This window comes from Maribellus sediminis, assembly GCF_011799805.1.
GTDB classification, from domain to species: Bacteria; Bacteroidota; Bacteroidia; order Bacteroidales; family Prolixibacteraceae; genus Draconibacterium; species Draconibacterium sediminis_A.
This window is the reverse complement of sequence record NZ_WXUB01000001.1, coordinates 1655776-1675599: the sequence shown is the minus strand read 5'-3', so window position 1 is coordinate 1675599 and position 19824 is coordinate 1655776. Positions and strand designations below refer to the sequence as shown.

Sequence of the window (19824 nt, the reverse complement as noted above, 5' to 3'; positions counted from 1 at the left end):
CGATAAAATAAAATCTCAGAATCAAATAAAAATGAGCAATAAGATAATATTCCTTTTAGTTATCGCCTGGCTGGTGGCAGTTAGTTCAGTCTTCGGACAAACAACCGAGCTTCAGCAGGAAGATTGTGTAGAAGGACTGATAAGGATTAAACTGAAAGAAAGTCAACTTAAAAGTGTGAATCTTTTAACCACGCTTTCCACCGAAGTTGAAGGTTCTGAACTTGGCGTTCCGGGTATTGACCAGGTGAGCAGGGAAGTTGGTATTCAACGGTTAAGAAGGGTGTTTCCCTTTTCGCCAAAACATGAAGCCAAACACCGCGAATATGGCCTGCACCTTTGGGTTGAACTTGAATTTGATCCAACGATTGATCCGCGCAGTGTAGCTGATAAATACACAGGATTAAGCGAGTTGGAATATGCAAAGCCTGTTTACAAAAAAGTAAGCATTGATCAGGATAAGAAAGCGGTTCCATACAATGTTGAGGTAGTTAGTAAAAATACCACGGTTAAATCGGCTCAAAGCCAGGATTCATATATACCTTTTTTTAATGACCCGCTATTGATTGACCAGTGGCACTACGAGAGTAACGGAAGCATTGTTGAAAATACGGTTGACATAGATCTGTTTGGGGCCTGGGAACAAACAAGCGGGAATTCAGATATTATTGTTGCCATTGTTGACCAGGGAGTTGATGTTGAGCACGAAGACCTGAAAAAAAATATTTGGAACAACGAAGCTGAAATTAACGGGGTTGAAGGTGTTGACGACGACCAGAACGGATATATCGATGATTATCACGGATATAACTTCGTAATGGATGGCGCACTCTCCATAGGCGATCACGGGACGCACGTGGCCGGAACCGTTGGTGCAGTATCAAATAACGGGATTGGTGTATCGGGTGTTGCCGGTGGAGATGGCAATGGAAACGGAGTAAAAATGATCTCGTGCCAGGTATTTGACAACAGGTCTTTTAACGGAGGTAATTTTGCAGCAGCTATTGTATATGGAGCCGACAACGGAGCTGTAATTTCCCAAAATTCATGGGGTTATAATACAACAAATTATTACGAGCCGGAAGTACTGGATGCTATCCGGTATTTTGTAGCCGAAGCCGGGCAATACGAAGGTAGCCCGATGAAAGGTGGGGTATTATTCTTTGCGGCGGGAAACGAAGGACTTGAAGATGCATTACGCTACCCTGCAGCATTTGACGAAGTAGTTGCGGTAACTGCATTTGGCCCCGAAGGTTACCCGGCACCCTATTCCAATCGTGGCGAATGGGCCGACATTGCAGCTCCTGGTGGCGATGCAACAAATTATGGAGAAAAAGCAGGCATCTTAAGTACACTGCCCAACGACCAGTACGGCTATATGGAAGGAACATCAATGGCATGTCCGCATGTATCGGGTGTGGCAGCGCTGGTACTGTCGAAATTTGGTGGCGAAGATTTTACAGCTGACGATCTTACCCGTATTATTCTGAACTCGACCAAAAGATTCACTTTTGTTCACGAAGGAAAATACGGAACAGGTATATTAAATGCTGTTAATGCTCTTGCCGATGATAACCGTATTTCACCCGATGCCATTACCGATTTACATGCTTCCGAAATATTTCATAGTGAAATAAGACTGGAATGGACCGTTCCGGCAGATGAGGATAACGGCGAACCGCGTTATTATTACCTGGCAATTGGCTCTTCTGAAATTACGGAAAAGAATTTTGACGAATTTGGCTATTTTGTATTAGAAAATGAGTTGAGTGCCGGCGATACTTTCAATATTAATATTACCGGCTTTCAAAAGCAAAGCAATTATTGGTTTGCTGTAAAATCGGCTGATCAGTTCGATAATTTATCCGATATTTCCAATATCCTTCATGTTAAAACATCCGATTTACCGCACTTTATGGAGTCCACACGTTTAGTGGATGTTAGCATCGATGTAAATAGCGAGACAATAAAAAAGGTACCCATCAATTTTTCAAATATTGGCGATGGTATTATTTACTGGAACACTTCTATTGAAAACGAAACCTATTACCAGGAAACTGCAGAAGAACTTCAAACTCAAATTGACGAGAAAAAAGCAGAAGCTGCCGCTAACGAAAGTGATTTTTCCAGTTCAAGATCTTACGCCCTGCCTTATCAGTCCTTAAAATCTGCCACTTCTGTTCCTGCCGAACTTGAACACTGGCGAAACGATGATACACAGTTTAAATATGGACTATCTTATGAGACTGCTTCAGGTTATCCGGATAACCTTATGGGTTCGGGAAACACAAACGCAGGCCTGATATTTGCTACCCGTTTCGATATCCCTTATGATTATAAATTTAATATGACCCATCTGGCGGTTGCTCTATTCCCCACCATTAAAGACAAACCCATTATAATAGAGCTAAAAAAAGGGTCGAAACGTGTGGAAGAAGCGGAGACTGTTTATTTACAGGAATATTATCCGGATACAACCAATGTGTTGAAATATTTTCTAATGCCTATTTATCGCCCGCAAAAATTTGAAGACAATGAAATTCTTTGGGTAGTACTGCATTTCCCAAAAGAAATGGCTTATCCTCTGGCTGTTCAGTTTGGTGGAAATCCCGACTTCTTTAATTACTTTTTAATGTCGAAAAACAATGGGCTAACTTTTCAAAACGCTTATTTCGCATTTTCCAGAATGGTAGTGCCAATGCTCGCTGCCTTGAGCACAGGAGACGACGGTTCGTATGTATTTATGAATCCGAACAACGGCGAAATTGCCAGCAAACAAACCACAACACAGGAAGTGGTTATCGATGCAACAAACCTTACCAATGGGAAGCACCTTGCTTCACTGGGTATTCTTACCAATGATATTCATAAACCGGTTGTAAACATCGAGGTTAAAGTAGATGTTAGCGGACAGCAACCAGAAGTTGAAAACAAGGAAGTTTATGCTTTCAAAGCCTACAATCAAAGCGAAAATAAACTGGAATTTGAAATCACCAATAAAGGATTGGCCGACCTTGAAATTTACAATATATCTGCGGTTGTTGACGGAGTGGAAAAGAATTTTACAGACAGTGTGGTTATTGGCCCCTCATTTAAAAGCTTTATACCATTTAAATACACTCCCGATAATACCGGCTTGATTCAAACCAGGCTAATACTGGAAACCAATATCGGAACCATTGAATTACCTACAGAATTTACGGTAACTGAGTCTCCTGAGCTGGAAATTTCAACAGCGATTGATACTATAGAACTTGCTTATAACGAAATCAGGAAGGTAGATGTTCAACTAAAAAACAATAGTTCTTCTACAGCACTTGAATACGATTTATCTCATTATTCGATTATAAACAGTACAAACGGGATCTTACCATACACCTTTCATTACGAAATACTCACCTCGCAGGATGTAGGAGGGCCGGAGGATAATCAATGGGAAGATATTTCAGCCTATTCGAATAAATACGGAAACACGGATATAAAGGAAGCCACAATGGATCTGGCAATGAAATTTCCATTTTTTAACGAAATGCCTGAGATAATTTATGCCAATCTGCGTGGCCAACTGTTTCTTTATTACGATGGACTTTTAGGAAACGATCCCGAAGCCGACGTTTATGGTTTTTCAAAAGGGCTTTTCATTCCAATACGGATAAAGGATCACTACTTAAAAATACGCGAATTACAGCAGTATTCTTTTGGCGATCATAGTGTATTTACGGTATCAGCAGACATCATAGATCCCGGTCAATCGGGTTCTGTTTCTGCTGGGATTATCGACTACCAGATAGTTTTGTTCCGCAATGGAGCTATTGAATTCCGCTACAAAAACCTGGAGGCTATTACTGAGGAAATGGATTATACTGTTGCTATTCAGGGCCTCACACGTGAGCAACTTTTATTGTTTAAGGATTTTGGTTCAACCAACAAATTATACAGCGGCCAGGTAATCCGGTTTGAACCCGATGCCGGGATTAATATGATTGTATCAGCCAATTCAAGAGACGGAATAGTAAACACCGAAACTTCAAAAAATATCGAATTAACCATCAATCCTGAAATGGTTAATGCGTATGAAGGTGTTTACAACAATCCGTTCGTGGTTAAAACAAATACTGTAAACGGATATGAATACTATCCCTTGATAATTAAAGTAACCGGAACACCTGAGATTTTATCAATTGACAGCGCACTGTTCAATCCAGTTAAGCTTGGATTTGCTTCAAATTCATTTGCAAAAATTACAAACCAGGGAACATCTGAAGTTAAGATCAAATCTGTTAGCTTCAGCCAAGCTGAATTTTCAAGCCAATTAAGTCTTCCTTATGCATTGGGTGCCAATTCTAAAGTTCAAATTCCTCTAACGTTTACTCCCTCTGCAACAGGTGAGCTTACCGGGACAATGAACATTACTTTTGATAACGGAACACAAAAATCAGTGGTGTTAGTGGCAAATGCGTTCGAGGATCCTTCGTATACTATTTCAGTTCCGGACAATATTGTAGTTGACCTGCTTGCCGGTGAACACAAAACTGTTCCCCTGTCTCTTGAAAACTTACCCAAAAACATTGACCTGCATTCTACTTTTGCAAACAACTGGTTCTCCTGGATAAATGCCGAAGGACAGAAGAGAGGCGGAAGTACAAACTCAGTAGATGTCGATTCGAAATTCGGATACTGGTGGGGCAAGAGCGGTGAAGAAAGGCCATTCTATAAATGGGAAGACATCAATGATAGCTCAGAGGTGTTAATAATAGAACAAGGTGAGCAGTACATGCTGCCCTTACCTTTTGAATTCCCGTTTTTTGGCAAAATGTACGATACCATCTGGATTTCAAAAAATGGTTATGTCGCGGTTGTGGAACCCGAGTCGGACGATTATCGTTTGGATTTTGAGAAGGGAGACGGATTTGCCGGGGTTATAGCTCCGTTTTGGTCAGAAAATATAGTTCCTTCGATTGAAGGTGATGGAGTTCGACTAAGAACAGAAGACTCCAGAGTTATACTTCAATGGAACCAGTTTCAGGCAGTTGAGTCGTCAATATCACCCGGAAAACTGACTTTTCAGTTGGAAATGCAGGCCGATGGATCCATCTATTTCCACTATAAAAAAGTATCGGGATGGCAAGGCGTGTTAAATTACGGTTTGGAAAGCCCCGATGAAGAGGAAACAGTGGAAACAACAAGATCGTGGATATTGGACTGGTCCATTCTTTCCGACAAAAGTTCACTGGCATTTATTCCTCCGCTCCGAAATAAAATTTCAAGTGGCGAAAACAAAAACTTCGATCTTGAAATTTCAGCCGAAAGAATATACAAAAGCGGCACCTACCGCGATACTGTGGTTTTATACAGCAACAGCGATTCTCAGTCAAAGTACACTATTCCGGTACAAGTAAATGTAACGGGCAAGCCTGAATTAAGTGCCCCTGATACATTAAACTGGGGAGATGTTATTTTCACACAGGACCTTACTTTAAACGAGACCATAAAACTGAATAATCCCGGATCGGATCCGTTAACCATTATATCTATAAAAGGTGAAGGTTTGGATGATTTGCTGCTTTATGATTCAAATGGCGACAAGATTATCAAAAACAGTTCCGGTACCTTGTTAAATCCTATTACAATCAATCCGTGGGATGAATTTGTACTAAAACTTGAAATTCCGGTAAAGACACAAAACGATGTAAATGGAATGATTCGATTTGCAGGTGATTCAGAAACTACCAATATCCGTATCCTGGCAAAACCGGTCGATTCTCCGGTATTTGCATGGACCGCTACCGATCAGGTATTTAACGCCAATAGTGATGACATTCAGGAGTATAGATTTTCAATAAAAAATGATGGTCCCGGAATTTTAACGTACGATTTATTGCCAACGATTATACCCGAAGGCGGAGATATAGAACTTCCGCTTATTGTTGATGAAATCGGGAATTTCAATACCGACCAACTGGCTTCTGTACGCGAAGTCGCATTGGATACAAAAGAACCTGCTGACGGTGTTTTCACTCCTATGATTGAAATGGGCGACCTGGCATTTGCCTCTCGTTTAACTGCACCAAGCGGAGGATTCTTCCTTACTCATGTCAGGGCATTCGAATATTTAACCGCTGTTAACGAATACCTAAGGCTGATGGTTTACCTTGGAGGAGAAGATCCTACGGCAGGTGAAAAACTGTACGAACAAAAATATGTTATTGATCGTACTATCGACCAGCAATGGATTAATATTCCTTTGGAACAGGGTATTCAAATTCCTGAAGGAGAAGATTTCTATATCATCATTGTACAACCACCTAGCTTTCGCTATTTTGGATTTGAGCTAGCCAACGATCTAGATATAGTACCACGTAATTTTACGGGATTAATTCGACCCGAAGACACATTCTACTGGATTAAAAATGAACCCCCCAGTGATACCCGGGTTTGGAAGATGAGAGCAGTTACAGCTGCCGGAGATGGCGCCTGGTTGTCGCTGGATAATTTAGGTGGCGAAGTAAATTCCGGCGAGTCGGTGGCAATAAAAGCCATGGTTGATGCAAAATTGGCCCGAGCAGGCGAACACATCGCAAAAGTTTTAGCAACAAGCAACGATGTGAATAGATCGAGTGATGAGTTCAATATTGAACTGAGAGTAAATGGAGCACCTGATTTTGAATATTTCCCAAACATTTACAAGGATACTTTAAGAGTGACAGAAACTGAAGAGACTGTTCTGAATTACCTGTTTAAAGATAATGAAGGAGAATCCATGACTTTTGAAACCGGGCAGTTTGAAGATGGTATAGAACTTACATCCAATCAAACTTCGAACAACACCGCTCAGTTGACTGTAAATACCAATTACGAAAGTGAAGGGTTCTACAAAATCCCGGTGTTTGTTACCGATGCAGCCGGGAACGTTTCTGCTGACACAGTATTACTGGAAGTTGAGAATAAGAACAGGCCACCTGTTTTTAATACCGACTTCGAAAACATTGAACTAAACCTGTCTGATCCAAATCCGTTTACCATCGACCCGGCCGAATTATTCACCGATCCGGATGGAGATGAATTACAGACCTATGCCGGAAACTATAATCCGGAAATTGTGGACATGGCTTTTGGAACGGTTTACATCGGACTTTACCCGATAATGGAGGGAACTGCCGTACTGATTTTTGCGGCCGACGATGGCAAAGAAGATGGCTTTGTATATAGCTATGTATATGTACAGGTTTTCGACGACCCGGATGCAGTAAAAGCAAGCCCTTACGGTAACAGGAATAATCCGGATATAAAACTCAGTTCGGAGCAAACGATGAATATCTATCCAAACCCGGTTACGAATGGACGCACGAACCTTGTTTTCCGACTTGAAAACGATTCGAATACCAGGATCGAGATTTACAACGCTACCGGGATAAAAGTGCAGTCTGTTGATTTGGGGAATTTGACCTCCGGTGAATATCAACACGAATTAGAACTTGGGGGATATGTTTCCGGCATGTACATATGCAGGCTGATTAAGGACGACGAAAGTTTTGAAGCCGGCAAATTTGTGATCAAGTAAAAAATAGTGCTATGGCTAAACTAAATAAAATGGTTATCACAGAACAGCTAATCAACGAAAGGATCGTGATTGAGATTGAGACCGACTGCAAACTGGTTACTATCAAAAGCAAAACAAGGGGAAAATTAATTTTAACTAAGAAAAAATTATTCTTTGCGAATGAGGAAGGCAGGATTTTGGAGACTTTTAATCTTGCTCAGATTCATTCATTAAACATACGCAAGTGGTTCGGATTATTTAGTAAAGACATCTTCTTTGGGCATGAGAATTCTTATTACACTATTAAAGTACAATTTCCAAAAGACTGGAAAAGCCTCATTGACAGACAGATTTCGATGTTAAAAGCATAACTATAGAAAAGTTATTTCGGATTAAATATTGAATCAAGCTGGTGTATAAAGAGTATTGGACACACAGAAATTAAGTGGATTTATTCGGCTGTATCGTTGAATAAAATAGAAAACATATTCAACTTTCATACTGCGTGGGCTATGCTCTTTAAATATTATGACATGTAATCAGGGGGTCGGCGGTTCAAGCCCGCCTCTCGCTACTGAAAAAAACGAAAGGGTTCACAACCGAATTAAGTTGTGAGCCCTTTTTATTTGCACAAAATTGTCATCAAAAAAAGACCATAAATAACTAATAAATAGTTCCATTCCTAAAGGAAGCACCAATGCAGGGATACACGGATTTTTGACAAAGCTGTTAGGGTTGTACTGCCATTATTAAGCTAATTGAACATCACGCAGAAATGCTCTCAACCTAAATAAATTGTTGCTCCTTTCTACACTTTTTTAGCCTTTTCGATTAAAGATATTGGATAAAACACCAATTTATTCCGCCAGTTCAGCATCGTAATCACTCTTGTTCACCCAATTAGCAGGCACTTCTTCACCTTGCATATAACGATTGTAGTAATTTCTGACTACACCAGAGTATTCATAATTATCGAAAACATCGCCGTTGCCAAGTATCCTGGGATCGCCTTGCATCCTTAATTTTTCCAGCATCTCTTCATCCATTTTGTTTTTGAGCTCAGCAAAAGCTTCATCTAAGGCAAGATTTTTCATACAAAACGGATCCGTGTTAATATTGTATAGCTCTTCTGAAACGCGTTTTCCAAAATTGAGCTGCCAATATTCAAGTTGTCCTTTCTTTCTCCGGGTATCGAGAATGTATGTCTTTGTAGGACTTCCATCACAATTTAGATATCCGGTCTCGGGATTTCCAGCGGGCCAACGCTCCGGTTTGAAATTGCGGATGTACAAATAATTATCACGGATTATTCCCCGGATGGGGTAGCCCTGATCATTTGGCCGGCCAATATCGTGACGTTCTTTTCCTATCAGAACAAAATCACGTTCGGGATTTACAGTTCCATCTTTTTTTGAATAAAAAATATCAGTAAGGCTATTACCAGTAGTTGGCTGCATTCCAACTTGCTCTGCTGTCAATCCTGTCAATTCAAGATAGGTAGGTACAAAATCAATAAAATTCACAAAATCATCGACAATACGACCAGGATTTTTAATACCATTGGGCCAACATATTGCCAGTGGCAAATGATTAGAGTACTCGTATTCCTGCCCTTTAATGCGCGGAAATGGCATTCCGTTGTCTGCAGTTACAATAACGATGGTATTTTCTAATTCTCCAATTTCCTCCAGCTTTCGTAACATCCGGTTTAAATGTGCATCAAAATGCTCTATCTCAAAAGCATAATCCAGCATGTCTGCCCTTACGGTGTCAACATCGGGCCAAAATGAAGGTACTTCATCGATTTCGTCAATATTCTTATTTCCCTTGTTTATTCCTGATTTAAACTCATAATTCCGGTGTGGCTCGAAACAACCGTACCAAAAACAAAATGGCTTGTCAGCAGGACGTGCAGCCAGAAATGCCTCAAAATTTGCAGCATAGTCATTTGTTGAAATGCCGGTGGTAACCGGGGGTACTTTAAGTTCATCGAATTTGACACCGGTAAGCTCCCGTCTTTTCCCATTTATTTTGCCCGGATTACCCGGAGCCCAACCTTTCCCGACACTTCCAACAAAGTAACCGTTTTCGCTTAACACCTCAGGATATGTTTTAAATTTGGCCGGGAAATTTGGTGAATGGTTACAAGCTTCTTCCATTTGCCAGGTGTTACGCCCGGTTAATATGCACGACCGTGATGGCGCACATTTAGCATTGGGAGTGTAGGCACGAGTAAACAGAATTCCATTTTTGGCAATTCGGTCAAAAGCTGGTGTTTTCACCCAGTCGCATCCGTAAGCACCAAAATGTTTCCAGGAAGCATCATCAGCAATAGCAAAAAGGATATTGGGAGCTCGCTTTTCCACTCTTTCTTTACCTGGCTGACATCCACTCAAAATGCTAACAACCAGAATTGCTGCTATTGAAAGAATTTGTTTCATATTTGATTAGTTTTTGGTTCTGAATAACTTGGTTTCGATTATGATTCGCAATCCTAAATTAAACTATATATTCTAATGCACTACTATTCTTCAAATTTCCAATTAGTAGGCACCAAATTCAAACTTCCCCCAAAATCTGTGCAAGCCGCCTTAATGTTATGGTGACGATCCAAAAATTCGTGCACTTCCTTAAGAGTTTTAATAAAAGGTTCTTTGTGATCGATGAATTGGCAAATTAAATGCAAATAAGGCGATATTCAAATTTTCTGACCTGCGACTTTCCATCAGAATATTTGGCGCATAATTGTCATCCCAGAGATCATAACAGACAGCTGCTGCACCATGAGAAAACAAGTATACCTCAATTATTCCAATTCTACTCTTTTATTTCTGTTACAAATCAATTGGCCGTTAACTATTTCCAGCTCTGCCATTTGCAGCACACTTTCCCTGTTTTTTAATGGCTGATCGAAAATCCGTTTTCTCCCCTCGCCTTTTAGTTTTTCGAGATCGTAACGCCGCCAGGGTTCCACATGATAAAAAATAAAAGCCCGGCCGTCTTTTACTGCAACGCTGCAATGCCGCGCCATCGAATTATCCAAATTTCGTGTGCCACCTTCTTTTAATATCGTACCCTGAAATTTCCAGTTTTCGGCATCGGCAGAACTGTATACAAAAAAGCCGTTGTGCGGATCGGTAATCAACCAATACTTCCCTTTCCACTGAAAAATATAAGGAGCCTCCTCGAAATTGGATCCGGTTGCTTCGGCATTAAATACATCGCTTTTTGAAAAGCCGGCTTTTTGCCAGTTTGTAAAATCGGAAGTGGTTAAATGGTAGAGCTCATTTTTCTTTGCTCCCTGTTCCTTTCCTTTAAACCAAACGTGATACTGATTTTTACTTTGGTAAACGGTAGCATCGATTGTATTCAGGTTATCGCCATGCAAGGCACTTACCTTTTGCCAGCCATCAACAGGGTTCGTAAGAGGTGTTTTATAATGCACAATCCACCCCTGCCCACCCCAGGCACCCTGAGTTGGGATGGTGTCGGGTTTCCAGGTTACAAACATGTGCAAAGTATCGGTGGCCGAAATAATTGCAGGCGCCCAAAATGTTGATGCTGCATTTTTTTCACCGCCTACACCATCAAATTTGCAATAACCCTTAAATTCCCAGTTTATCATGTCTTTTGAAACAGCCACCCCAATTGGTGTTTGCAGCCAGGTATTTTCCAGCATCGGACGACGGGCTGTATAATAAATGTACCACTGCTGTTCGTGTTCGTTCCAAACGATCTCCGGGTCGCAGGATCCCTGATAGTTTGGATCTACAAAAAGAGGTGCCGGAACATCATTTTGCTTCTTGCTATTGTTGTGCGCACAAGCAACAAAACAAAATGAAGCTAACAGAAACACCAGGAATTTAAGGGTATTATTCATCATTTTTTAAAGGAGAACTTTGTTAAATCAATGTCTAACGGATAGGTGTTAAACCATTCTTCCAGCTCTTTTTTTAACTCGGCAGCTTTGCCGGGTTCCTTATCTTTTAAGTTCTGTGTTTCGCCCATGTCTTTTTCAAGGTTATACAGCTGAACATTCGATCCATCGAAATTCATCAGCAACTTGTAATCTCCTTTTCGAACAGCCAAATCCGGCGCTCGGGTTCCTTCATACCCCGGGCGATCCGGTGGGCGAATCCAAAAAATCGGTTTTGATCTTTTTTGTTGTTTTTTCCCAGAAATGGCATCCAGCATCAACTCGCCATCGTATGTTACATTTTCATCCGGAGTGGCTCCCGCAATTTCCATAAATACCAAAGGAAGATCGATTGCGGCCATTACCGTTTTAGTGTTCTTTGTGCCCGCTTTCTTCTCTGAAATTTTACCCGGCCACCAGCTGATAAACGGTTCACGGAATCCGCCTTCGTACAGCACTGTTTTGTAGCCACGAAATGGTCCTGCTGTGTTCACTGCTTTGTCGGGACCATTATCGCTGGTAAAAATTATCAGCGTATTATCGCGGAGTTGCGGATTACTTCGAATGTAATCAAAAAGTCGGCCCATGTGTTTGTCGATCTCTTGCATCACACCCAAAAACCGTGCTTTTGTTGATAGGTCACCACGTAATTCTTTTGGCGGCTCAAGCGGCGTATGGATATCATCGGGCCAAAGATTAATGTAAAAAGGCTTGTTCGCTTTTTGTGCATTTTCAATGGCATCAATGGTGCGGTCGACAAAAATCTGTGTAAAATTCTCGCGTTTTGCCCAATGTACTTCTCCCCTTCCCAAGCGGGCAGATTGTTTTTCCAATCCGCGCGTACTGTCTGGAAGATTCAGCGTTTCGTAGGTCGCCAGAAAACGCTCGCCCAAACCTTCAAACTGTGTTACCGATTCGTCAAAACCGTACTCCGTAATTAACGGAGCCTCACCGACATCGCGTCCGCCACCCATGTGCCATTTGCCAATGTGTGCGGTGTAATAGCCTGCTGCCTGAATGTTGCGGGCTACCGACGGAGCCGACAAATCGAGGTAATTTTTCATTCCCCGGTTTTCATTCGCTTTACGGCTGTCGATGTAGGAAGTTATTCCCCAACGCGCCGGATATTGCCCGGTTGTAGCCGCTGTTCGCGATGGAGAACAAATTGGCGAGTTCACATAAAACTGGGTAAATAAAATCCCCTCACTCGCCAAACGATCGATATTTGGCGTATGAACATCTTCTCGTCCATAACATCCTAAATCGGCAAAGCCCATATCGTCGATAAAGACAAAAAGGATGTTTGTTTTTTTATCGTTGTTTTGCTGAACACCATTGCCGGCAAAGGTATTTGTAAAGCAAAACGATAAAATTATTGATAGAAAAATAATTATTCGATTCATAATTCGATGATTAATTTGACTCTACTTCCCAGGCCTTGTTTTTGCCTTTGGGTGACTGTTTAACAACTGTTCCAGTTCAGCAACCTTTTCAGGCTTTTGCGCTGCCCAGTTTTGAGTTTCATGCGGATCGTTTACGTAGTCGTACAACTCATACAAAACTTCTTTGTTCGCATCTCTCATTGGTGTCCAGCGCACCATACGGTACTGCTCTGTGCGTATGGCTTCTCCCATATAGCCACCTTTGTTAAAAGCATGATAGGCATGATCCTTCACTCGCTTTGTACCATCTTTTAAAACAGGTACCAAACTGGTTCCGTCAATTGGTTGCGGAACATCTGGTTTTCCAAGGCCTGCAAGGTCAGCCAAAGTGGTGTAAATATCAACAGTTTCAGTTAACTGGTCGGTTTTTGTACCCGGAGTTGTTACACCCGGAGCAACATAAACAATAGGAATTCGGGTTGCCTGTTCAAAGTTCGTATGTTTTGTCCATGTTCCGTGATCGCCCAAATGCCAGCCGTGGTCGCCCCATAACACAATGATGGTGTTTTCGTCCAGGCCCAGACGTTCCAACTCTTCAACTACGCGCCCCAGCTGAGCATCCATGTAACTCATACTGGCATAATAACCGTGAATCAGCTTTCGCTTTAAGTCGTCATCATAAATCCCTGTTTCCTGTTCAGGAATCGGGAAAAACTGAACAATTTCGCCCCTTCGTTTTAAGGCACATTCAGGTGCATCCTTGGGTTGCTCTTCGTTTACTGGCATAGGTAGTTCGTTGGGATCATACATATCCCAGTATTTTTTAGGAGCACAGAATGGCAGGTGCGGACGGGCAAATCCAACGGCCATAAAAAACGGCTGATCAGGATTTTTACTCAATTTTCGCAAGCGGTTAATAGCATGTGTTGCTACACGTCCATCGGCATACGCTTCGTCCAGCACATCAGGGCTTTCCCAGGCTGCACCTCTTGGTAATTTCCAGTTTTTAGGAAGATCTTCGATAAACATTGCCGAGTTTTGGAAATAAGCCTCTTCACGGGTTAACTCTCTGTTGGTACTTTCAGGAACCAGGTATTCAATTACTTTTTCTTTGTGGTGAGGAATACTCCACGATGCTTCGTCGTTGTCGTTTCCGTGCCCGATATGAAATACCTTACCCATCGATTCAACGTGGTAACCTGCATTCATAAAATACTGAGGCAAAGTAACTGCATCAGGGTATACTTCGCGAAACTGGGTGCCAAAATTGAAAATTCCGGTACTGGTTGAACGGGCCCCAAGTAATAAGTTATAGCGCGATGCCATACAAACTGCCTGGTTACAATAAGCATTTTTAAAGGTCATTCCTTTTGAAGCCAGCCGATCGATATTCGGACTTTTTGCGGTTTCATCGCCATAAACCCCCAGGTTGGGTTTCAAGTCGTCGACCAAAATCAATAGTACATTGGGTTTTTCTGATTTCTGTGCAAAAGTGTATTTTACGTTGCTTACCAACAACACCAGTGCAATGATAAAATAAATTCGATTTTTCATATCGTAATACTGTTTATACAAAAATTTTTATTCTTAGCTATCTGCTCTTTACTGCTTTTCCTCTCTCCTTATCTTCTAAGTCCTGCGTTTTAATTTTCCGGAAACCAGTTTGGCAAGACCGGACCGGAAAGCTTTTCTTTTTCATCGTATCTCGGTATTTGATTTTTCGATTTTAACTTATAAATATTACCGATTTCCATTTTTAGCTTTTCGACAACTGCCTCTTGTTCCGTATTTAAATTAACGACTTCACCAGGATCCTCACCTATCCGGTACAGCTCGGTTTTTTCTTGTTCTCTCGAACTATCAGCTGCATTACGTCGCCATATTAACTTCCACTCGTCGGTATTTAAGGCAAACTGCTCCACTTTCTCCCCGCCTTGGTCGAGATAGGTAAACCAGGTGCGATCCGGCAATTTTTCACCTTGTAGTGCTTCTATCATATCTATCCCATCCAATTCAGCCGGTAATTGATTGCAACCGGCAATTCCGGCAATTGTTGGAAATACATCAATGTATCCAACTCTCTCTTCAATTATTTTGCCACCCGAAATATTTCCGGCCGGCCACCTGACTGCGGCAACAACATTTATTCCTCCTTCGTAAACAGTAAGTTTTGAACCACGGTGAGGTGAATTATCGGCCACCTTTTTAACGCCACCATTATCGCTGCAAAACAATATGAAGGTATTATCCAACTGTCCACGATCTTCGATGCTGGCCAATATTCTTCCAATATTCTGATCCATACAATCAACCATGGCGGCATAAGTTTTCTTGTCTCCTTGCCGATTTGGATATTTTTTCAAATCCTCATCTTTGGCTTGAAACGGCGAATGAGGAGCCGTAAAAGGCACATACAAAAAGAAAGGTTCATCCTTTGGAACAGATTGAATAAATTCAACGGCAGCGTTGCCAATTAAATCGGTTGTATAACCAGTCTTTTCCGAAGGTTTGGCCAATTCCTGCCAATCCCGTTCTCCGTTTCTGTCTTGTGTAAAATAATCGACTGCACCGTTGTGACATCCTTCAAAAAACGTAAACCCCTGGTTGGCCGGTGTCCATTTCTTTTCCTGGTGACCAAGGTGCCACTTTCCGGTTATACCGCGGTATTTGTACCCTGCTTCGCTTAGCATTTCGGCAATGGTTGTTTCCTCGGGTGGCATACCAAACACACGTTGAGGCGGAACAACCGCGCGCATCAATCCGAAACGAATGGGGTAACGGCCGGTCATTAATCCGGCCCGGGTTGGCGAACACATCGGGCAGGCGTAATACTGCTCAAGCACCACACCTTCGCTTGCAATACGATCGATATGTGGTGTTTTAATATCGCTTCCATGAAAACCAACATCAGCATAACCAAGATCATCAGCAAGAATGATAATGATATTTGGCTTTGAAGTGGTTTCGTTTCCGGCAAATGACCCAAAGCTGCCAACTGCAACTATTGCGAGAAGTACTATTGTTTGTAAATACCAGTTCTTCATATTATTCATCAAATTTCTGTGCTTCGTCCGGTCCCCGAGTTGCGTATTCCGAAACTTTTGCGCGGATAATCAGTTCTCCTTCATCGTTAGTAAAAACATCGAGAGGAACAATTGTAGTTCCGCGCTGATTAATGGAAGCTGCTGTAAAAATCAAATTGTCATCTTCAATCCCTGCTGGATCAAGCGGCGGCACATTGGCGTTAAAAAAGGCAGTACACCACCAGTTTCCGTCTTTGGTTTTGAAAGGCGTTCCGTGCCCGAGGAAACGTCCCACAAATTTGCGTTCGCTGTATGGGCCGGTAATTTTATCGGCTACGGCATAATACAAATTATAGGTTCCACGTCGCATCAGGCCTGTTGACCAGCCCGTACCAAACAACACGTATTTCCCATCAATTTTCATAATCAGGCAACCTTCGTGGCCCATATTCTTAGTGTCACCACTAGGTCCTATTCTTATTGGTTCACCTTCAAAACCTGAAAAGTCAGGTTTTAATTTAGCAATTTGTGTAGCGCCCCAAATCAGCCACCAGCTTTCATCGTCGTCTTTAAATAAAGATGGATCATGTCGCCGTCCAATCTTCTCTCCCATTGGATTTTCCCATGGGCCAACAGGTTCTGCACCGTTTGAAAGCGACAGGTTTGCCCCGTTTTGCGGGAAAGGGCTGGTATGAACCAAAGCCCAGCGATCGCCTGTCCAGTGAATTTCGGGTGCCCACAACAACCATTTTGAAGAATCGGTGTCCTCAAAACTTTCCGGATGTGTTTTTGCCCAAATACCATCTTTTAAACTAAAGGCATTTTCCACCGGTTCCCAGTCGATTAAATCCTTGCTTTTCCAAATGTGCGCCTTCCAGCCCACGCAGGAATAGTCGCCCAATCCCAAATTGTACGGGTCGGTATTCACCCAATCCTCATCATTTAAAGGAGTTGTTCCGGTGAGGTAGTAGTCGCCATCGGGACTTGTAACAATATATGGATCACGAATCCAGCCGTCTTTTATAAACAACGATTTATCGTGTGCCTGTAGTCCGGCTTCTATTGTTTCCCGGTTGTCGGGTTTTGCTACTGCCGGAGTTTTGCTTAAAACGGTAACCGGCCTTATCGATAATTGTTGAATTAACCTTGTTTCCTGCTTATCATAGGGTGTTCCATCTTCCCTAAACACATCGTGAAACCAGAGCTCCGGTTCAGCGGTATATTCTTTTGTCCACGATTCCCATGGATAAATGGTTTGCGATTTACCGGAAAACAAACCCCAGTTGTAAGCGGCCACCCTGTTTTTATGAAAGATGGGCAGAATGGCTTCAAATGTTGAACCTGCCGTGCGGGCCATGTACTCGGTACACATTAACGGGCGCTTATATTTTTTCAGACCATCAACCATTTTCTGCGTTGATTCCAGACCATCATAACTGTGAAATGAGATAATATCCGAATTTTCGAGACTGAATTTTTCTATGGAATCAGGTTCTTGTAACCAGGTTGGAGCTCCCCAAACACCTGCAGTTAAAGGTTGCGAAGGATTTATTTCGCGCGCCCAGGCAAATGCCTTCTGCAACAGCTCCAGTGCCCGCTCCAGTTTTTCTTCCGGAGCCATTTCCTGCTCTTTACTTCCACCTCCAAAGTTTCCGGCATTCGAATTATCGGGTTCGTTAAACAAATCCCAAATCAAAACCCGTTCGTCATCTTTATATCTTGTAATAACAGCCTGAACGTATTCTTTTAGCTCGTCCTGTTTTTCGGAGTTCTCTAAAATTTCTCGACCGGGCGATTGCACCCAGCCCGAATTGTGCACATGTGGCACCGGCTCCGGTTGTTTCCCTGCTTTTGGATACGGATTCCAAACACCGTCAAAGATCACAAACATGGGTTTAATTCCGTGTTTGTCGGCAATCGTCAGAAACTGATCTACCCGATTAAAAAATCCTTCGTTATCTTGTTTCCATGCCAAATCGTGTAGAAATACGCGCATGGTATTCATACCGATTTCTGAGGCCCGGCGCAATTCAAAATCAATTCGATCCGGGTCGAAAGTATCTTCCTGCCACATTTCCAGCTGGTTGATGGCCGAGGCCGGCACATAATTTCCACCTACAAGAAACGGGTACTGATCGTACCATGAATTGGCTTTTTCGATGCTCCATTGTTTAGCTTGTTCCGTATGATTTTTTTTAGTGCAAGCCATAAAAAAGCCTGACAGTAAAATCAGCAGTACAATAACCTTATTTATGTTTATTGAGATCATATCCTTGATTTTCAGTTCTTTTTTCTCTTTTCCTGATACATTTTCCTTATCTCAGTCCAGGGCAGCACATTATTTTTTGTGGCCCATTCTCTGTACATTTTGTCCATCTCGGCAACCTTCCCGGGCATACTTTGGGCTAAATCGTTCATCTCGGTCCGGTCGGTTTCCATATCGTACAATTCCCACTCGGTTTCGCGTTTGTTGTTCCATTTCGAAACCAGCTTGTATTTACCCAAACGAACGGCTTTGTTTCCTTCGTGTTCCCAGAAAATAGGTTCGGTATGAATGCGTTTGTTCTCTCCTTCGAAAAGCGGAACCAAACTTTTACCAGCCGCCGGTACAATCTCGTTTCCATTGTATTCTGTAGGGTAGCTTGTTTGTGCAACATCAACAAAAGTGGCCATCAGATCGGGCAAAAAGCCGTATTCTGAAACAAGCTGTCCCTGTTTTTCTTTAGGAATAAGGTTGGGATAGTGCACAATAAAAGGTGTACCGATTCCACCTTCGTGTACCCAGTGTTTGTATTCGCGGTAGGGTGTGTTTGATGCATTGGCCCAGGCGCCGCCATAGGTCAGGAAATAACCCTCTTTGGTTTCGAGCTGCTCTGCAGGACCGCCGCCCAGTTCTCCACCTTCGGCACATGCTCCGTTGTCATTCAGGAAAATGATCAGCGTATTATCCAATTCATCCTCTTTTTTAAGGTAGTCAACCAGTTTACCAATGTTCTGATCCATCTGATCGATCATTGCCGAATAAATAGCCCGGCGCACATCCATCTCCTTTTTCTTTTCATCGTCCAAGGAATCCCATTCTCTTGAATCCTGGTCGCTGAGTTCCCAGTTCTCATCAATGATTCCCATCTCTTTCATGCGGGCAAATCGTGTTTCGCGCAGCTTTGTCCATCCCTCCATGTATTTGCCTTTGTATTTTTCAACTACATTTTGAGGGGCATTCATAGGCCAGTGTGGCGCGGTGTAAGCCAGGTAAAGGAAAAACGGTTTTTCAGGTTCTTCCTGCGCCGATTCGTCGATGAATTTAATCGCATAATCGGTAAAAGCATCGGTGGTATAATAATCCTCGTCGGTAACTGAAATCGTATCGTTCATGTAAGTAATTCCGCGCGGATATGTAGGTTTAAAAAAGTTACTTGCGCCGGGTATAATTCCGTAAAACTTATCAAACCCACGTTGAAGCGGCCATTTTTGTTTATCGGAAATTCCAAGGTGCCATTTCCCGGTCATCAGGGTTGCATAACCGGCATCTTTCATTACTTCACCAATGGTAACCGCATTACCGTTTAAAAAGCCACGGTATTCCGTAATTCCCAAATCGTGCTCGGCAAAATTATTTGGTGTGTTGGTCATGTGCCCAATTCCAACCTGGTGCGGGTAACAACCCGAAATTAAACTGGCACGAGTTGGGCAACAACGCGCACCGTTGTAAAACTGGGTAAAACGTAAACCGTTTGCTGCCAGGGCATCCAGGTTTGGTGTTTCCACTTCGCCGCCGTAGCAACCCAGATCGGAATATCCCATATCGTCCGAAAGAATTAAAATGATATTTGGACGACCGGGCTCCGATTGTTCCGTATTTTGTTTTTCGCCTTTACAATTGATCAGTAAAAAGCTCACAAAAAAAAGCAGGCAGATTTGTTTCATTTTTTTTAATTGGTTTAGACTCGTGTTTATAGTTTTACT

At 42.3% G+C, this 19824-nt stretch carries 9 protein-coding genes; 2 read left to right on the top strand and 7 right to left on the bottom strand.

Annotation, left to right across the window (positions count from 1 at the left end; genetic code table 11):
• The first annotated feature begins 31 nt into the window (after window positions 1-31).
• The gene (locus HFD85_RS06425; RefSeq protein WP_167606375.1) at window positions 32-7558 is read left to right on the top strand and encodes a S8 family serine peptidase; all 7527 of its coding nucleotides are present in this window, start codon (window positions 32-34) and stop codon (window positions 7556-7558) included.
• An 11-nt stretch (window positions 7559-7569) separates the two neighbouring features.
• Window positions 7570-7908, top strand: a complete 339-nt coding sequence (locus tag HFD85_RS06420; RefSeq protein WP_167606373.1) for a hypothetical protein — start codon at window positions 7570-7572, stop codon at window positions 7906-7908.
• Window positions 7909-8394: 486 nt separating this feature from the next.
• Here HFD85_RS06420 and HFD85_RS06415 read toward each other — a convergent pair whose 3' ends face one another.
• The 7 genes from HFD85_RS06415 to HFD85_RS06380 form a co-directional block, all read right to left on the bottom strand.
• Complete coding sequence (locus HFD85_RS06415) at window positions 8395-9978, bottom strand: sulfatase family protein (RefSeq protein ID WP_167606369.1); 1584 nt, start codon at window positions 9976-9978, stop codon at window positions 8395-8397.
• 365 nt (window positions 9979-10343) lie between these two features.
• On the bottom strand, window positions 10344-11420 hold the full coding sequence (locus tag HFD85_RS06410) for a family 43 glycosylhydrolase (RefSeq protein ID WP_167606365.1): 1077 nt from the start codon (window positions 11418-11420) through the stop codon (window positions 10344-10346).
• Complete coding sequence (locus HFD85_RS06405; RefSeq protein WP_167606361.1) at window positions 11417-12856, bottom strand: sulfatase-like hydrolase/transferase; 1440 nt, start codon at window positions 12854-12856, stop codon at window positions 11417-11419. Before HFD85_RS06405 ends, HFD85_RS06410 begins: the two co-directional genes overlap by 4 nt.
• Before the next feature lie 21 nt (window positions 12857-12877).
• Complete coding sequence (locus tag HFD85_RS06400) at window positions 12878-14389, bottom strand: sulfatase (protein ID WP_167606357.1); 1512 nt, start codon at window positions 14387-14389, stop codon at window positions 12878-12880.
• An 89-nt stretch (window positions 14390-14478) separates the two neighbouring features.
• On the bottom strand, window positions 14479-15879 hold the full coding sequence (locus HFD85_RS06395) for an arylsulfatase B (protein WP_167606354.1): 1401 nt from the start codon (window positions 15877-15879) through the stop codon (window positions 14479-14481).
• A 1-nt stretch (window position 15880) separates the two neighbouring features.
• Entirely contained in the window at window positions 15881-18127 is a 2247-nt protein-coding gene (locus tag HFD85_RS21685) for a family 43 glycosylhydrolase (RefSeq protein ID WP_206081870.1), read from the bottom strand.
• 11 nt (window positions 18128-18138) lie between these two features.
• Complete coding sequence (locus tag HFD85_RS06380; RefSeq protein WP_167606350.1) at window positions 18139-19785, bottom strand: arylsulfatase; 1647 nt, start codon at window positions 19783-19785, stop codon at window positions 18139-18141.
• Window positions 19786-19824 lie beyond the last annotated feature (39 nt).